At 63.3% G+C, this 16,399-nt stretch carries 14 protein-coding genes; 7 read left to right on the top strand and 7 right to left on the bottom strand.

The features are described from left to right. Positions 1-64 precede the first annotated feature (64 nt). Positions 65-835 (top strand): outer membrane protein, encoded by a 771-nt coding sequence (locus ABIC09_RS10275; RefSeq protein WP_354109187.1) that lies wholly within the window; start codon positions 65-67, stop codon positions 833-835. Positions 836-924: 89 nt separating this feature from the next. Here the strand turns inward: ABIC09_RS10275 and ABIC09_RS10280 are convergent, their stop codons facing one another. The 4 genes from ABIC09_RS10280 to parE all read right to left on the bottom strand — a co-directional run bounded on the left by ABIC09_RS10280 (position 925) and on the right by parE (position 5,412). Beyond that, positions 925-1,695, bottom strand: coding sequence for an SDR family NAD(P)-dependent oxidoreductase (locus ABIC09_RS10280; RefSeq protein WP_148748816.1), 771 nt, complete (start codon positions 1,693-1,695; stop codon positions 925-927). Positions 1,696-1,716: 21 nt separating this feature from the next. Beyond that, the gene (locus ABIC09_RS10285) at positions 1,717-1,902 is read right to left on the bottom strand and encodes a hypothetical protein (RefSeq protein ID WP_007609848.1); all 186 of its coding nucleotides are present in this window, start codon (positions 1,900-1,902) and stop codon (positions 1,717-1,719) included. Positions 1,903-2,194: 292 nt separating this feature from the next. Continuing rightward, a complete protein-coding gene (locus ABIC09_RS10290) occupies positions 2,195-2,980 on the bottom strand; it encodes an outer membrane protein (RefSeq protein WP_354109188.1) in 786 nt (261 codons plus the stop codon). 383 nt (positions 2,981-3,363) lie between these two features. Beyond that, positions 3,364-5,412, bottom strand: a complete 2,049-nt coding sequence (gene parE / locus ABIC09_RS10295; RefSeq protein ID WP_354109189.1) for a DNA topoisomerase IV subunit B — start codon at positions 5,410-5,412, stop codon at positions 3,364-3,366. 272 nt (positions 5,413-5,684) lie between these two features. Here parE and ABIC09_RS10300 point away from each other — a divergent pair, with 272 nt between their 5' ends. The 4 genes from ABIC09_RS10300 (at position 5,685) to argC (ending at position 10,913) form a co-directional block, all read left to right on the top strand. Then, positions 5,685-6,215, top strand: a complete 531-nt coding sequence (locus ABIC09_RS10300) for a DedA family protein (RefSeq protein ID WP_148748819.1) — start codon at positions 5,685-5,687, stop codon at positions 6,213-6,215. Between the two features lie 182 nt (positions 6,216-6,397). Continuing rightward, positions 6,398-8,995, top strand: a complete 2,598-nt coding sequence (locus ABIC09_RS10305) for a DUF3857 domain-containing protein (protein ID WP_354109190.1) — start codon at positions 6,398-6,400, stop codon at positions 8,993-8,995. Between the two features lie 257 nt (positions 8,996-9,252). Further along, on the top strand, positions 9,253-9,918 hold the full coding sequence (locus ABIC09_RS10310) for an FMN-binding negative transcriptional regulator (RefSeq protein WP_354109191.1): 666 nt from the start codon (positions 9,253-9,255) through the stop codon (positions 9,916-9,918). After that, positions 9,915-10,913, top strand: a complete 999-nt coding sequence (argC, locus tag ABIC09_RS10315) for an N-acetyl-gamma-glutamyl-phosphate reductase (RefSeq protein ID WP_354109192.1) — start codon at positions 9,915-9,917, stop codon at positions 10,911-10,913. The genes ABIC09_RS10310 and argC overlap by 4 nt, the downstream gene beginning before the upstream one ends. A gap of 128 nt (positions 10,914-11,041) precedes the next feature. Here the strand turns inward: argC and ABIC09_RS10320 are convergent, their stop codons facing one another. The 3 genes from ABIC09_RS10320 to ABIC09_RS10330 form a co-directional block, all read right to left on the bottom strand. Then, a complete protein-coding gene (locus ABIC09_RS10320; RefSeq protein ID WP_148748822.1) occupies positions 11,042-11,818 on the bottom strand; it encodes an outer membrane protein in 777 nt (258 codons plus the stop codon). 274 nt (positions 11,819-12,092) lie between these two features. Continuing rightward, complete coding sequence (locus tag ABIC09_RS10325; protein ID WP_354082750.1) at positions 12,093-12,491, bottom strand: MAPEG family protein; 399 nt, start codon at positions 12,489-12,491, stop codon at positions 12,093-12,095. Positions 12,492-12,549: 58 nt separating this feature from the next. Beyond that, positions 12,550-14,370 carry a PHA/PHB synthase family protein gene (locus ABIC09_RS10330; RefSeq protein WP_354033511.1) on the bottom strand — a complete coding sequence of 607 codons (1,821 nt, stop codon included), beginning with the start codon at positions 14,368-14,370 and terminating at the stop codon, positions 12,550-12,552. Between the two features lie 252 nt (positions 14,371-14,622). Between ABIC09_RS10330 and ABIC09_RS10335 the strand changes: the two genes are divergently transcribed. Continuing rightward, complete coding sequence (locus ABIC09_RS10335) at positions 14,623-14,898, top strand: hypothetical protein (RefSeq protein ID WP_148748825.1); 276 nt, start codon at positions 14,623-14,625, stop codon at positions 14,896-14,898. Between the two features lie 258 nt (positions 14,899-15,156). Next, positions 15,157-16,377 carry an LL-diaminopimelate aminotransferase gene (locus ABIC09_RS10340; RefSeq protein WP_148748826.1) on the top strand — a complete coding sequence of 407 codons (1,221 nt, stop codon included), beginning with the start codon at positions 15,157-15,159 and terminating at the stop codon, positions 16,375-16,377. Positions 16,378-16,399 lie beyond the last annotated feature (22 nt).

The raw sequence follows: 16,399 nt of genomic DNA on the forward strand, positions 1-16,399 counted from the left end.
CAAATTTGAGTAAGAACTGTCTGTGAGCGTGCACCCATCAAAGGACACGGGGTGTACCAGTATCATGCGTAACAAATTGATTGCCGCCTTCGCCTGCACGACCGCTCTGGTTTCGACCGGCGCTGCTTCCGCTGCCGATCTCGGCGCGCGGCCCTACACCAAGGCGCCGGCCTATATCGAGCCTCTGTTCAACTGGACCGGCTTCTATGTCGGCGGCCACATCGGTGGCGCATGGACCAACGAGCAGTTCATCAACAATGGAATCGGGGCGCCGTTCGGTGATCTGACGCCGGGCCAGGGCTATCGTCAGCGTGGTAGCGGCATCATGGGCGGCGCCCAGATCGGCTACAACTGGCAGGCCAACAACTACGTGTTCGGCATGGAAGGCACGATCTCCGGCCTCAACAACAAAGGTACCGTCGTGAACACCGCGTTCGGCGCGGGCGACGACGTATTCTCCTGGCGTGCGAACGTTCTTGCCACCGTCGTCGGTCGCGCTGGCTTTGCCGTGCAGAACAACCTGTTCTACATCAAGGGCGGCTATGCCGGCGTCAACAACCGCCTGTCGGTAACCGACACGGTCGGCCCGGCGACGGGCAACGGCGGTCAGACCCACTGGGCCAACGGCTGGACCGTGGGCGCCGGCTGGGAATACGGCATCACCCGCAACTGGATCGTCGGCCTCGAGTACAATTACGCGGCCTTCGGCAGCCAGACCTATCAGCTCGGCGGCACCTCGGGCAATTACACCTTCGATGCCAAGCCGCGCGACATCCAGTGGGCGGTTGTGCGCGCGAGCTACAAGTTCGATGCGCCGGTCACCGGCCGCTACTGAGCAACAAACGACCAATCAGCAAAAAAGATCACTGCCAAAAACTTAGAGCCCCGGCATCGCCGGGGCTTCTTTTTTACGCGAAAGGCGCCTCAGGCCATCACCGAGAAGCCGCCATCGACGGGGATCGCTGTGCCCGTGACGAAGTTCGAGGCGGGCGAGGCCAAGAAGACCGCGATGCCGGCGAAGTCGTCGATGTCGCCCCAGCGCCCCGCAGGCGTGCGCGCCAGCACGCGCTCGTGCAGACCCGACACCTGCTGCCGCGCGCCGCGGGTGAGATCGGTGTCGATCCAGCCCGGCAGGATCGCATTGACCTGAATGTTGTCGGGCGCCCAGGCATTCGCGCAGGCGCGCGTGTACTGCACGATGCCGCCCTTGCTGGCCGCATAGGCGGTCGCGAAGCTCGCGCCGAAGATCGACATCATTGAGCCGATGTTGATCACCTTGCCGTTGCCCGATGCCTTCAGCGCCGGATAGGCGAGCTTCGAGCACAGGAAGGCGCTGGTGAGGTTGGTGTCGATCACCTTGTTCCACTCGTCGAGCTCGAGCTCGTGCGGCGGCTTGCGGATGCTCATGCCGGCGTTGTTGATCAGGATGTCGATGCGGCCGAGATCCCCAACGACGCGGTCGATCATCGCCGCGACCGCGTCCTTGTCGGTGACGTCGGTGGTGACGGAAATCGCCTTCACGCCGCGCGCCTTGAGATCGGCAACGGCAGCCGCCGACTTGGTTTCGTTGCGTCCGACCACGGCAATATCGGCGCCGGCGTCCGCAAGCCCATGGGCGAGGCCGAGTCCGATGCCGCCATTGCCTCCTGTGACGATCGCGACCTTGCCGCGGAGATCGAACCGGTTGGATGTCATGCTTTCACTTCCTGGTTTCTTCTATTGGTTGCTTTGCCAGATCAGCACCAGCCCGAAGCCTGCCATGGCGGCGCCATAGCCGGCCCATTGCAGCTGGTTGACCATGAAGCTCGATCGCGGCCAGGCGACGGTGCCCGTGCCTTGTCCGATCCAGAGCAGCCCGACAGCGAGGGCAAACAGGCCTGCGATCAGCAGAAATCTGCGCATGCATTCCTCCCTGTCGGTCTGATTCTGTCGTGGCCTGCGGCACAAAAGGACGGCCGCACTTCGCGAGAGCTTGAGGCCAGACTAGCCGTAGCTTCTGTTCGGATACAATGGGCAGGGATGCAAGGCCGCGCGAGAACGCATGTTCGCCGAGACCACCCCGGGCATCGCCGGCGCGAGCAGCTCGTTGAACGCGAGCATCAATCGCTCAGGTCTCCGAACACGAAAAAGCCCCGGCAATGCCGGGGCTTTTAGCGTCTGAAGTTGAATTCGGATCAGATCAGTACTTTTCAGCTCAGTACTTGGCGACGACCGGGCCGGTCCAGTTGAAGCGGTAGACCAGCGAGGTCGAGATCGTCTGGTTCCAGCTGTTGGCGCGGATGCTGTCGATGCCGGTCGGCAGGTTGGTGACGTTGGAGATCTCATCCCGCGTCTTGGCGCTGTAGAAGGCCGAACGGTACTCGGTCTTCATGAACCAGCCGGGCGAGGAGATGCCGAAGATGTTCAGGCTGTTCTCGACGCCGCCGCCGACGAAGAAGCCGTTGCGGTTGTAGCCGTTGAGGTGGGTGCCAGCCGGAGCGCCTGCCAGGGTCACGAAGTTGGTGCTGCCGAAATGGGCGCCAGAGTAACCGCCGTTGACATAGGAGAGGACGTTCGGAGCGACCAGCCAGCCGAGGCGTACACCAGCGGCCCAGGAGTCTTCCAGCTTCTGGTTGCCGGTGATACCGATGAGCGGATCCTGCACGGTGGAGCGGATGCTGCCGAACTGACCGTCAGCGAACACGCCGGCGACCCAGGTGCCGCTGAACTGCCAGTCGTAGCCGAGACCGACGGTGCCGAACCAACCCGAGCCACCCTGACGCTGGGTGATGGTCAGCGGAACCGCGCCGACGGTCGACTGGACGGACTGGTCGGAGTTCGAGAGACCGCCGCCGCCACCGCCGAAGATGTAGAAGCCGGTCCAGTTGGCAACCGGAGCCGCCATCGGGGCCTTCACGTAGGGACGCGCCGCAAGGTCAGCCGCCGAAGCCGAACCGGTCATCGCCGCAACCGCGGTCAGCGCGAGTACAATCTTCTTCATGATGAAATCCCCAACCTTAGGTCCGTAGCAGGCGCGAGCGCTCTGAAGTCCGTGTGATCTGATGCCCGGACTATAGACGGTTCTCGCCGAAATGCTGTTGCAGGGCAGGCACAGTCGCCGGAAAACGCCCGCCATCCGGGTTTTGAGGTGCCGTCAATAAGTCTCAAAAAAGCGACGTAATTTCAATGTATTACGTCGGTCTCCGCATCGCCTGCCCGGGTAGGGTTCTGTTAGGAATTCGCCTTTGTCCGAAACGGAGGCGATCCTGCCTCAGCCTTGGCTTGCCGACCGGCCGCTGTGAGTCGTTGGCCGAGTCGCGCTTTCGCCATCCCAATTGAAAAACCCCGGCCTCGGGCCGGGGCTTTTCAGCGGGAATCGCCGCATCAGACGTCGAGCAGCTCTTCGCTCGCGAACTCGGCCTTGTCGGAGATGAAGGCGAAGCGCGCTTCGGCCTTGGTGCCCATCAGGCGCTCGACGGAATCCGCCGTGGTGTCGCGATCGTCGGCGAGCAGGACGACTTTCAGCATGGTCCGCTTGGCAGGATCCATGGTGGTCTCCTTGAGCTGCGCCGGCATCATCTCGCCGAGGCCTTTGAAGCGGTTCACCTCGACCTTGGCGTTGGCATTGAATTCGCTTTTGATCAGCGCTTCCTTGTGCGCGTCGTCGCGTGCGTAGACCGACTTCGATCCATGCGTCAGCTTGTAGAGCGGCGGCACTGCGAGGAAGAGATGCCCCTCGTCGATCAGCCGCGGCATCTGCCGGTAGAAGAACGTGATCAGCAGCGATGCGATGTGGGCGCCGTCGACGTCGGCGTCGGTCATGATGATGATGCGCTGATAGCGCAAATCCTCTTCACGATACTGCGCGAGCATGCCGCAGCCGATCGCCTGCACCAGGTCGGCGAGTTGGGTGTTCGCCGTCAGCTTGTCCTTGCCGGCGGAGGCGACGTTGAGGATCTTGCCGCGCAGCGGCAGCACGGCCTGGGTCTTGCGGTCGCGCGCCTGCTTGGCGCTGCCGCCGGCCGAGTCGCCCTCGACGATGAAGAGTTCCGAGCCGTCCAAGCCCGCATCGCTGCAGTCGGCGAGCTTGCCGGGCAGGCGCAGCTTCTTGCCTGCGGTTTTCCGCGCGGTCTCTTTCTCTTGCCGCCGGCGCAGCCGCTCCTCGGCGCGGTCGATGACGAAATCGAGCAGCCGGTTGGCCATGTTCGGATTGCCCGACAGCCAATGGTCGAACGGATCCTTCATCGCCTGCTCGACGATGCGCTGCGCTTCGGCGGTGGCGAGACGATCCTTGGTCTGGCCCTGGAATTCAGGCTCGCGCACGAACACGGACAGCATCACGGCGGCGCCCACCATCACGTCTTCCGAGGTGATGGACGAGGCGCGCTTGCCCTGACCGACGCGTTCGGCGTGATCCTTCAGGCCGCGCAACAGCGCGCTGCGCAGGCCGGATTCGTGCGTGCCGCCATCGGGCGTCGGTACGGTGTTGGTGTAGGAGGAGAGGAAGCCGTCGGCATCCGCGGTCCAGGCCACGGCCCATTCGCAGGCGCCATGCGCGCCGTTGCGGCCCGACTTGCCGGAGAAGATGTCGGGATGCACCAGCGTGTCGGCGTGGATCGCCGCCGCCAGATAGTCCTTCAGGCCGCCGGGGAAGTGGAAGGTCGCTTCCGGCGGAACATCCTCGACGCCCTTGAGCAGCTCGGGCGCGCAGTTCCAGCGGATCTCGACGCCGCCGAACAGATAGGCCTTCGAGCGCGTCATCTTGAACAGGCGCTGCGGCTTGAACGCGGCCTTGGCGCCGAAGATGTCGGTGTCGGGCTTGAACCGCACGCGCGTGCCGCGGCGGTTGTTGACCTTGCCGAGATCCTCGAGCTTGCCCTTGGGATGGCCGCGCTCGAACGTCATGCGATGCAGCTTCTGGCCGCGCGCGACCTCGACCTCGAGCAGCGAGGAGAGCGCGTTCACCACGGAGATGCCGACGCCGTGCAGACCGCCGGAGGTCTCGTAGACCTTGCTGTCGAACTTGCCGCCCGAATGCAGCGTGCACATGATGACTTCAAGCGCCGACTTCTTCGGAAACTTCGGATGCGGATCGATCGGGATGCCGCGGCCGTTGTCGGTGACGGTGAGGAAGCCGTCCGCGGAGAGCTCGACGCCGATGAAGGTCGCGTGTCCGGCCAGTGCTTCGTCCATCGAGTTGTCGATGACTTCGGCGAAGAGGTGATGCAGTGCCTTCTCGTCGGTGCCGCCGATATACATGCCGGGCCGGCGCCGCACCGGCTCCAGGCCTTCGAGCACCTCGATGTCGGCGGCCGTGTAATCGGCCTCGCCGCCGGTTCCGCGCGGCGCTGCCTTCGCGGCGGCTGTGCGCCCCTTCGGCTCATTGCCGTCGAATAGGTCGTCTTTGGCTTTTGTTTTCAACTGCTTGGACATATATCTTGGTGCGTTTTGATGGCCGCGAAGGCGGCGAATCGGTTGGCCCGACTATGCCACTTCTGGCTTCGAAAGGTTATCGCAGCGCCGGCCGGGCGCTGTGGGTGGGAGCTAATGCCGGCGAATTTACGCCGCAAGCTAACCAAATCCCGGCAATTTGAGGCCTCGGTCCGGCCGGAGCCGGCTTTGTGACTTGATGTCACACAAGTCCCTGGCTTACCAGTGCTTTTCACCAGCAGCACCTCAAGGCGGGGCGGGAAGGCTATTCTGGAATGGAGCAGTACGCGCACGCACTGGCCGATTTCGTGCGCCTCCATCAGGCTTGGGCTGCGCCGATCGTGTTCCTGCTGGCGTTCGGGGAATCGCTGGCCTTCATCTCGCTGTTGATCCCGGCCTGGGGGGCGCTGGTCGCCATCGGCGCGCTGATCGGGGCGAGCGGCATCAGCTTCTATCCAATCTGGATTGCCGGCGCGATCGGTGCTGCCCTCGGCGACTGGGTCTCCTACTGGTTCGGCTACCGCTACAAGGAGCAGGTCGCGCAGATGTGGCCGCTCTCGCGCTATCCGGAAATCCTGCCCAGGGGCGAGGCGTTCGTGCGGAGCTGGGGCGTGCCCAGCATCTTCATCGGCCGCTTCTTCGGACCTTTGCGCGCCTCCGTGCCGCTCGCGGCCGGCATTTTCGAGATGCCTTACTGGAGCTTTCAGGCCGCCAATTTCGCCTCCGCGCTGGTCTGGTCGGCGGCGCTCCTGCTGTTCGGCGATGTGATCGCGACGATCATGGAATGGCTCTGGCGCGTGATCTGAGCGAGACCGGGACAGGTTGATGCCCGCAGGGCGGAAGAAATTTAAAAGTCGTCCTTTTCGAGAGTGCGGCTGGTAATTTTCGCCTGCTAGTTGAGTTGCCGACTTAACGGCCGAGCGCTCAGCATATGATCGTACGCGTTTGTTCAGCTTTCCTGGTGGCGTTGCTCCTCGCGTCGCCATGCATGAAATCGTATGCCGCTGAATCATCCGCCGCTGATCGGCCCGGCTGGGTCGATCCGGGCTGGCGGCGAACGGTGGCGCGCTACGCCGTGACATTCGACGAGAAGGGGCTGAGCACGGAGGTCTTTGAGTTCGAAATCAAGGCGCTCGACGAGAAGGGCGCCGAGGCGATCGCGCAGCAGAGTTTTCAGTACAACAGCTATTTTGACGATTTGTCCTCGATGGCGCTTGCCACTCTCAAGGCCGATGGCACCGTGGTCGAGGTCGACGAGCGCGCCATCCGCGATCAACCGGCGTCGACAGATTCCTCGTCGCCCTATTTCGACGAGGTTCGGAACAGAATCATCGCCTATCCCCATGTTGCTCCCGGCGACAGCATCCGCGGGCGTCTGGTCTACAAGGCGAAGCAGCCGAGATTTCCGGGTGAGTTTGCGCGCTCCTGGAGCGAGCCGGCGAGCCAGCCTCCCGAATTGCTCGAGGTGACCGTTGATGGACCGGCATCCAGGCCTTTGCGGGTCGCGTTGCGCAATGTCGAGCACCGTGAAGAGAGGGTGAACGATCGGATCGTCCATCACGTGCGCTTCCAGCAAGACGCGCCCAGACCCCGCCAGATCGACGACGAGACGCTCGCATTTGCCGAGCGTTTCGAGGTCAGCACGTTTGCCGACTATTCCGCTTTCGCGGCGATGCTGAACGCACGCAACGCACCGATGGCGCGACCGGACGACAGGGTGACGCGACTGTCGCGGGAGATTGCCGGCGACGCCGTCGGCACGCGCGCGAAGGTCGAGCGCCTCTACAATTGGGCGGCCCGAAACATCCGCTACGTCGGGATTGGACTCGAGGACGGCGGCTGGACGTCGCAGCCTGCCTCGGCTGTGCTGGCCTCGCGCTACGGCGATTGCAAGGCGCACGCGACGTTGTTCAAGGCGCTGCTTGCCGCCCAGGGCATCGAAGCCAATCTGGTCGCGGTGAACGCCGACGCAAGATACACGCTCACCGAAATTGCCACGCCGAATTTCGACCACGCGATCGCTTATGTCCCGGAGATCGACCAATATCTCGATCCGACCGCGCCGCTGTTCGCTTTCGGCTCCCTGCCGCCGAACCTCGCGGGCAAGCCGGTTCTCAACATCGACAAGGGCACTTTGAGCCGCATTCCCATGGCTGGTCCGGAGCGCTTCCGGATGGCTGCGGAAACGGACTACGTCCTCGGCAATGATGGGAAACGCGAAGTCCGCTCGATCCTGTCTGGCACTGGCGTTGGCGCGCAAATAGGACGCACGCTCGCGCAGGGATTGGATGATGAAGACCGGCGTATGGCCGCCAGAAAGCTGATCGAGCAGGCCGGTCTGACCGGCACCGGCGATTACACCTATCCAAATCCGCGCGAACTGACAGACGACTACGCGATCACATCAACGTTCCAGATCAGCAAACCTGTCGATCTCGACCGGCCCGCGCGCATCAGGATGTTGCCTCTGACCGATCCAAGACAATCGCTCCTGCGGTTGGTTGCGCGCCAGACGAATGGACGGCCTTTTGTTTGCCGACCGATGGAATACCGCGAGGTCGCTTCACTCACGGTTCCCGAAAACACATTCTTCTACGAGAAACCGGCACCGATCGCCTATTCGGCGACGTTCGAAGGCAGAACGGGCAACGCTGAAATCCACGGCCGGATCGAGGTGAATGGCACCATCGCTGTCGATGGCCGAACTATCCGCTCCAATGCGCTTCTTCGCCTGACGCTCGACGCACCGGTCTGCCCGGCGGAGTTTGGTCCGGCTATCGAGAAGGGGTTCGATAAGCTCGACGAGTTCAAGTACGGGCTGATCGGCCTGACCCCGAGGGGAGCAGCCTCGGTTGTCGAGGTCAGCGCAGATTTCACCGACGGTGCGAACGCGTATCTTGCTCACGATTTTCAACGCGCGATCGAGCGGTTGAGGCCGCTGGCCGAAATCGGCAATGCACGCGCGCAGTCCTATTTGGGCGCGATGTACCGGGACGGAAATGGAACGAAGCGTAATCGCGCGGAGGCGATCAAGTGGTTTCGTCTCTCCGCCGAACAGGGCGATACCTACAGTCAGGAGCAACTTGCCTACCTCTACGAGACGGCCACAGGGACGGCTCGCGACGAAAAGCAGGCGGCCGAGTGGTACGGCAAGGCCGCGGATCAGGGCAATGCCTACAGCCAGACCCGCCTTGCCGCCATGTACAGGGACGGACGAGGCGTTCCCCAGGACTTTGCCCTCGCTTTCGATCTGTTTTCGAAGGCGGCTGAGCAGGGCTCGACGTACGCGCAGACGGGCCTCGGCCTGTTGCACATCAAGGGTGAGGGCGTGCCGCAGGACCTTGCCAAAGGCATTTCCCTGCTGCGCAAGGCCGCCGATCAGAACGACGGCTGGGCCCAATACAATTTGGGGTGGGCCTATGAGAGTGGCACGGGTGTGCCGAAGGATACCCAGCAGGCGATCAATTGGTACAGCAAGGCGTCGGCTCGTGGAAACGAGCAAGCGGGCGCTCATCTGTATGAGCTGACGCGCGGAGGTTCCTTCTGGGGGACACTGTTCAGTCATCTGGGCCTGGCCAGATGGTAGCGACCGAAAGGCTCGGGCGGTGCGGAATGATGGCTCCAAATCCTTGACGCCAGGCCGGTTTGGCCTTATAGCCCCGCGCCATGATCAACGCCGCGACCATCCTGTTCGCCCGTCGCCGCCGCCGCTCTTTAGCGGTTTGGGCGGTCGATCGCGTTTGAGATCATCGTCTTTGCCGCTGGATCGGATCCGCGGCATTCTCTCTCCTGTCAGCGCGATCTGATCCGGCGGCCCCCAAGGAGGCCCAGCAGGAGACCACGATGTACACGCCACCCTTTTTCAAGCCGGATCGCGCCGCAAGCCTGAAATTCGCAGGCGACCGCGGCTTCGGTACTATGTGCGCCTTCGACGGCCACAAGCCGGTCGCCTCGCCGCTGCCGTTCTATTTGACCTACGCCGCCGACGGCACGCCGCAGGCCGCCTTTCATGCCGCACGTCACAATCCGCTGGTAAAGCTTGCGGACGGCGCAACGTCCTGGCTGCTCGCGATCAATGGCCCCGATGCCTATGTATCGCCCGACTGGTACGTCTCGCCGGATCAGGTGCCGACCTGGCTCTACCAGTCGGTGCATCTGAGCGGCCCGGTGCGGCTGTTGTCGGACGACGAGCTGGCGGTGCAGATCGACACGCTGAGCGACAAGTTCGAGAGCTGGCTGTTGCCGAAGACGCCGTGGAATTCGGCGAAGATGACGGCAGGCCGGTTCGAGACGTTGAAGAAGGCGATCGTGGGTCTGGTCATGACGGTTGAAGAGGTCGAAGGCAGCTTCAAGCTCAACCAGCACAAATCGGACGCCGACTTTGCGGCGATCGCGACTGCGCTCGGCGTGGGCGATGCCGACGCGAAGCAGATTTCACAGTTGATGCGGCAGGCAAGGCCGCAAGCTTTTGCAGACGACACGAACAAGCTCGAAAGGAGCGTGCCATGAGCCTTTCTGAAACCAGCCTCGTTGACACCAAGGACGCCCCGAAGTCAGCTGCCGCCAGCAGGCCCGCCACCGTCTTCGTCGATGGCGGCTCCGGCACCACCGGCCTCGGCATCAACGAGCGGCTCAAGCTTCAGAACGATGTCGTGGTGAAGACCATCGCCGACGACAAGCGCAAGGATCCCGCGGCCAAGAAGGCGCTGATGGAGGAGGTGGATCTCGTCATCCTCTGCCTGCCTGATGATGCCGCCAAGGAGACGGTGGCGCTGATCGACAGCATGGGCGCTGCGGGGCCGAAGGTGCTGGACGCCTCGACCGCCTACCGCGTCGCGCCGGACTGGGCCTACGGTTTTCCGGAACTGGCACCGGACCAGGCCGGCAAGATCAAGGCCGCGAAGAAGGTCTCCAATCCCGGCTGCTATCCGACCGGCGGCATTGCGCTGCTGCGGCCGATCGTCGATGCCGGCCTGTTGCCGCCCGATTATCCCATCAGCGTCAACGCGGTGAGTGGCTATTCCGGCGGCGGCAAGTCGATGATCGCGAGCTTCGAAGACGGCAGCGCGCCGTCGTTCGAGCTCTATGGCCTCGGCTTCGAGCACAAGCATCTGCCGGAGCTGCAGCTTTATTCGAACCTGACGCGGCGGCCGATCTTCATTCCCTCGGTCGGCAATTACCGGCAGGGCATGCTGGTCTCGATCCCGCTCCAGCTCGACACGCTGCCGGGCAAGCCCAGCGGCGCCGACCTTCAGGCCGCGCTCGCCAAGCACTACGCGGGCTCAAGATACGTCTCGGCGATGCCGCTTCAGAACGAGGCGTCGAAGGGCGGCCGGCTCGAGCCGGAAGCGCTCAACGAGACCAACATGCTCGAGCTCTACGTCTTCGCCAGCGACAAGTACCATCAGGCGGTGCTGGTCGCGCGGCTGGACAATCTCGGCAAGGGCGCCTCGGGCGCAGCCGTGCAGAACATGCGGCTGATGCTGGGCATGGCGGACGTGTAAGTCACGGCCGTGCCCCGGACGCAGCGCAGCACTTCTTCAGTGATGCGCTGCCGAGCCGGGGCCCATCTTCTTGCTTGGTCTGCTTTCTGCGTCCCGGCTCGCGCTTCGCGCGTCCGGGACACCAAGCCTCAATACTTCGCGACGACCGGGCCACCGAACCGGTAGTTGATGCGCGCGGTGATCAGGTCGACATCCTGACGGATGCTATCAGTGCGCGAGAACGCACCGGCAGGCACCGCCGGCGCCAGCACGCCATTGGCCGTGAGGGTGACGTCGTGCCGGCCCATGAACAGGTGGTCGTATTCGAGGCCGACCGACCAGTTCTGGGCAAAGCCATATTCGAAGCCGACGCCGACCGTACCGCCCCAGCGGGTGTCGTTCGCGCGATCGAACTCGGCGCCGGCCAGTCCGCCCGTACCGATCCCGCGGTATTGATTGCTGGTGACCGCGGCGCCGCCCTTCACATAAAGCAGCGCATTATTCCAGGCGTAGCCGACCTGGCCGGTGAACAGTCCGAAGGCGTCGATATGGGTGCGGTTCGCGACGCCGAACACCGTGCTGGCATTCCGGCCCGAGAGGTCGGCCCAGTCGCCCTGAGCCTCAAGACCGAACACCAAGGCGCTGCTCTGCCAGCGATAGCCGATCTGGCCACCGGCGACGGCGCCGGTCGCATCATGGCAGCCTTCGGCGATGCCGGCCGGGAAACCGGCAGTCCCGTCCCAGCAATTCCGCGACGTGCCATAGCCGCCGTTGGCGCCGATGTAGAAGCCGCTCCAATCATAGACCGCGGCGATCATCGGCGGTGCCTTGGTGTAGGGGCGAGCGGCGAGATCGGCGGCGTTGGCCTGGGTCGCGACGGCGGCGAGCGCGAGCGCGCCGAGCGCGGATACAACCTTCAAATTCATGTCTTCCCCGAATCTATCAATTGCGATGCGCAAATATACATGGGGATGGGCGACAACTTGTATGTGCAAACCGGAGCGATGCTGATTCTCTGGAAGTGTCGTCTCTCGGCAACACCTGCGGTTCCCACGTGGCTGCCTTGGGAGTAGGCAGTTTGTCGGCAGCCTGCCGACACGAGTGTCGCCGTGGACGAAGCTACATTGCAAATTTTGGAGAAAATCCCGGCTGGATTCGCTATGCATCGCTACGCGTTGCCACGTGGTCGGGACGTTGGTCTCAAACCACCTTGAAGATCGCCAGCGCCAGCACGGCCTGCGCGAGGAAGCCGACGGTGAAGGCGAGGGTGCGGAATACCGGAATGCCGAGCGCATAGACGATCAGATGCGCGACGCGGGACCAGAAATAGACGACGCAGGCGAGCACCGTCCATTTCGAGGAATAGTCGATCGCGTTCAGGATCAGCACCAGCGGGGCGAACAGCACGAGGTTCTCGACCGCGTTGTCGTGCGCGAACATCAGGCGGTTCGCCCACTCCGACTGCGGCTTGTCGCCGCGCGAGGGGTTGGCCATCGCGCCGCTGAGCCCGCGAATCTGGCAGCGGTTGATGGTGTAGGGAATCCAGAGGATCCCGGTCAGGATCACCGTGCAGGTCAGCCAGAACAATTCACGCGTCATAACCCGGTCCCCTTCAAAATCGATGTCGTGAGCTTATACGAAAGTGCGCGCCGTTGCGCTATGCGCGAACCCTGACATAGCTGCCCGGGGCGTCCTCGATCGGCGGCAGCGCTTCGCTTCCGACGCCGCGCGCAGGCACTTCCTCCGGATCGAGCCCGCCCAGCCATTCGCGCCAGTCCGGCCACCACGAGCCCTTGTGCTCCACCGCCCCCTTCATCCACTGGGCGACGTTGACGTCCTTGATGTTGTCGTTGGTCCAGTACTGATACTTGTTCGAGGCCGGCGGATTGACGACGCCTGCGATGTGGCCGGAGCCGGACAGTACGTATTTCACGGGGCCGCCGAAGAACTGCGAGCCGTACAGCACCGATTCCGCCGGCGCGATGTGGTCCTCGCGCGTGGCGAGGTTGTAGACGGGCACCTTGACCGTGGAGAGGTCGAGCAGCGTGTTGTCGAGCACCATGGTGCCGGTCGACAGCCGGTTCTCCAGATAGCAGTTGCGCAAGTAATAGGAATGGTTCGCCTGGGTCATCCGCGTCGCGTCGGAATTCCAGTGCAGCAGGTCGAACGCGCTCGGTTGCTGGCCTTTGAGATAGTTGCTGACCACATAGGACCAGATCAGGTCGTTGGAGCGCAGCATGTTGAAGGCCATCGCCATCTTGGAGCCTTCGAGCACGCCGGAGGCCTTCATGTCCTGCTCGAGCGCCGCGATCTGGTCCTCGTCGACAAACACGAGGAGATCGCCGGCATGGGTGAAGTCGACCTGGGCGGCAAAGAACGTCGCCGAGGTCACGCGCTGGCGCCGCTTCTCGGCGAGCCAGGCCAGTGTGGTCGCGAGCATGGTGCCGCCCACGCAATAGCCGGCGGTGTGGACCTTCAACTCGCCGGTGACCCGCTCGATCACGTCCATCGCCGTGAGCGGGCCTTCCTTCATGTAGTCTTCCCAGCTCTTGGCACCGAGCCGCTTGTCGGGATTGACCCATGAGATCACGAACACGGTGATGCCCTGATCGACGCACCACTTGATGTAGGATTTCTCGGGCTTGAGATCGAGAATGTAGAACTTGTTGATCCAGGGCGGGATGATCAGCAGCGGCGTACGCAGCACCTTCTCCGTGGTCGGAGAATACTGGATCAGCTGCATCATCTCGTTCTGGTAGATCACCTTGCCCGGTGTCGTCGCCATGTTGACGCCGACGACGAGGTTGTCAGGATCGGACTGGCGGATCTTCAGCATGCCCTTGCCGGCGGCGATGTCCTCCGCCAGCATCGTCAGGCCGCGCGCGAGGTTCTCGCCGCTGCTGGCAACCGTTTGGCGCAGCACCTCCGGATTGGTCAGCACGAAGTTCGACGGCGAGATCGCGTTGGTGAGCTGCTGCATGTAGAACTCGGCCTTGCGCCGGGTCTGCGGATCGAGCCCCTCGGCATCGCGCACGAGCTCCTGCGCCCATTTGGTCGTGAGCAGATAGAGCTGCATCATGAAATCGAAGAACTGGTTCGACTTCCATTCCGGATCGGCAAAGCGCTTGTCGCGCGGCGAGGGCGCAATCGCGGGTTGGGCCTCCTGGCCGGCCATCCGCCGTGCCGCCGAACCCCAGAGATCGAGATAGTCCTTGGCGAGCTTGGTCTGGAGGTCGGACGCACGCGACTGGTCCGACAGCCAGTATTCCGCGACCGACGTGAACGTCTTGACGACCTCGGCGATCTCGGCCGGCGGACGGTCCTGCACCTCGCCGGTTTCGCGCGGCTTGAGATACGCGGCGAGCGCCTTGCCGCCGCTTTCCATGGCCCGCGCGACATTCATCGCGAAGGCTTCCGCATCGAACTTCGTTTCAGATTTTGTCCCAGCTTTGGGCGTATCGGTCGTGGCACTATTCATGAAGGCAACAGTAACGATTCATTCCGTATTCGTCACCGCGAAGCTCGCTGGTTTCGCGTCAAACACGCGCGAAGATGTGCTGCACTGCGACAAGGCTTCTTGCTTTTGTCACAATCGCAGTGCACCTCTCGCGGTGTGGGCCTTGGATGATTTCTCGCTCGTACCATTTGTGGGCAGCAATGGTTTGGGCTTGGGCAGGTTGTTGGGTTAAGCTCCCGCAGCCTCGCATGGGACGAGTAGGGGAATTCCCAGGTGTTTGCGTTTTGGGACCTGCAAAAGTCGCGGCTTGCATGCTGCGCGCTGCTGACGACGGCGATTGCGCTGGGCGGCTGTTCGAGCCAGCTCGCGGACATGTCGGCCGCCGACACGCCGGCTCATCCGAGGGAGCCCGGTGCCTATCTGCCGGTGCACGATCTGCCGCCGGATCGTGATCAGGCGATCATCCCGCCCGACCAGCGCGCCAAGATCGAGGCCGAGCTTGCGGCCGCCCGCGACCGCCAGGCCGTTGCCGCCAAGGACGCCAAGTAAGACCGCCAAGTAAGGACCGCCAATCAGGCACGGGACGCCATCGCGGGGCACAAGGTAATCGCTGGCGCCCCCGCCACTCCGTGCTAAAAAGACTTCAATTCAGCCGAGAGTCAGGGCGAAGGAGTTCAGCCCTCGTCACCGAAAATCGCTCTAAGCATTTGATTTTAAGCGATTTTTGTGTGCAGGGCGAGATCTCCTCGAGGGGTGGTCATCGCCCATCGATTCTATCCTGAGCGGTTGCCCGGAGCCCAGAGAGCCATGGACGAGTTTTACCGCATCCGCCGCCTTCCGCCTTACGTGTTCGAACAGGTCAACCGGGCCAAGGCGGCCGCGCGGAATGCCGGCGCCGACATCATCGATCTCGGCATGGGCAACCCGGATCTGCCGGCCCCGCCACACGTGCTGGAGAAGCTCAAGGAGACCCTGGGCAAGCCGCGCACCGACCGCTATTCGGCTTCCCGCGGCATCCCCGGCCTGCGCCGGGCCCAGGCCGGCTACTACGCCCGCCGCTTCGGCGTGAAGCTCGATCCTGATACCCAGGTGGTGGCGACGCTGGGCTCGAAGGAGGGCTTTGCCAACGTGGCTCAGGCGATCACCGCGCCGGGCGACGTCATCCTCTGCCCGAACCCGAGCTACCCGATTCATGCCTTCGGCTTCTTGATGGCGGGCGGCGTGATCCGCTCGGTGCCGTCGGAGCCGACGCCGCAATTCTTCGAGGCGGTGGAGCGAGCGATCGTGCATTCGATCCCGAAGCCGCTCGCGCTCGTGGTCTGCTATCCCTCGAACCCGACCGCCTATGTCGCGAGCCTCGATTTCTACAAGGACCTCGTCGCCTTCGCGAAGAAGCACGAGATCCTGATCCTGTCCGATCTCGCCTATGCCGAGGTCTATTTCGACGAGAGCAACCCGCCGCCTTCCGTGCTCCAGGTGCCCGGCGCCATCGACGTCACCGTCGAGTTCACCTCGATGTCGAAGACCTATTCGATGGCCGGCTGGCGCATGGGCTTTGCGGTCGGCAATGAGCGCGTGATTGCGGCGCTCGCCCGCGTCAAATCCTATCTCGACTACGGCGCGTTCACGCCGGTGCAGGTCGCGGCGACCGCCGCGCTGAACGGCCCGGACGATTGCATCAAGGAGATGCGCGACACTTATCGCAAGCGCCGCGACGCGCTGGTGGAATCGTTCGGCCGCGCCGGCTGGGAGATTCCGCCGCCGGAGGCCTCGATGTTCGCCTGGGTGCCGTTGCCGGAAGCGTTCCGCAGCGTCGGCAGCATGCAGTTTGCGACCCTGATGGTGGAGAAATCCGGCGTCGCGGTCTCGCCCGGTGTCGGCTTCGGCGAGCATGGTGAAGGATATGTCCGTATCGCCATGGTGGAAAACGAGCAACGGATCAGGCAGGCCGCGCGCGGCGTGCGCCGCTTCCTTGAAAGCGGCATCGAAACGTTGCACAACGTCGTTCCGCTCGCCAATCGGCGCTAATTCTCTTCTGCAGGTTCACTAA

It is taken from the genome of Bradyrhizobium sp. S3.12.5 (genome assembly GCF_040548225.1).
GTDB classification, from domain to species: Bacteria; Pseudomonadota; Alphaproteobacteria; order Rhizobiales; family Xanthobacteraceae; genus Bradyrhizobium; species Bradyrhizobium cytisi.

Coding starts and splice junctions, on each gene's coding strand:
- ABIC09_RS10275 (WP_354109187.1), top strand. CDS start 65: ATGCGTAACAAATTGATTGCCGCCTTCGCCTGCACGACCGCTCTGGTT.
- ABIC09_RS10280 (WP_148748816.1), bottom strand. CDS start 1,695: ATGACATCCAACCGGTTCGATCTCCGCGGCAAGGTCGCGATCGTCACA.
- ABIC09_RS10285 (WP_007609848.1), bottom strand. CDS start 1,902: ATGCGCAGATTTCTGCTGATCGCAGGCCTGTTTGCCCTCGCTGTCGGG.
- ABIC09_RS10290 (WP_354109188.1), bottom strand. CDS start 2,980: ATGAAGAAGATTGTACTCGCGCTGACCGCGGTTGCGGCGATGACCGGT.
- parE (WP_354109189.1), bottom strand. CDS start 5,412: ATGTCCAAGCAGTTGAAAACAAAAGCCAAAGACGACCTATTCGACGGC.
- ABIC09_RS10300 (WP_148748819.1), top strand. CDS start 5,685: ATGGAGCAGTACGCGCACGCACTGGCCGATTTCGTGCGCCTCCATCAG.
- ABIC09_RS10305 (WP_354109190.1), top strand. CDS start 6,398: ATGAAATCGTATGCCGCTGAATCATCCGCCGCTGATCGGCCCGGCTGG.
- ABIC09_RS10310 (WP_354109191.1), top strand. CDS start 9,253: ATGTACACGCCACCCTTTTTCAAGCCGGATCGCGCCGCAAGCCTGAAA.
- argC (WP_354109192.1), top strand. CDS start 9,915: ATGAGCCTTTCTGAAACCAGCCTCGTTGACACCAAGGACGCCCCGAAG.
- ABIC09_RS10320 (WP_148748822.1), bottom strand. CDS start 11,818: ATGAATTTGAAGGTTGTATCCGCGCTCGGCGCGCTCGCGCTCGCCGCC.
- ABIC09_RS10325 (WP_354082750.1), bottom strand. CDS start 12,491: ATGACGCGTGAATTGTTCTGGCTGACCTGCACGGTGATCCTGACCGGG.
- ABIC09_RS10330 (WP_354033511.1), bottom strand. CDS start 14,370: ATGAATAGTGCCACGACCGATACGCCCAAAGCTGGGACAAAATCTGAA.
- ABIC09_RS10340 (WP_148748826.1), top strand. CDS start 15,157: ATGGACGAGTTTTACCGCATCCGCCGCCTTCCGCCTTACGTGTTCGAA.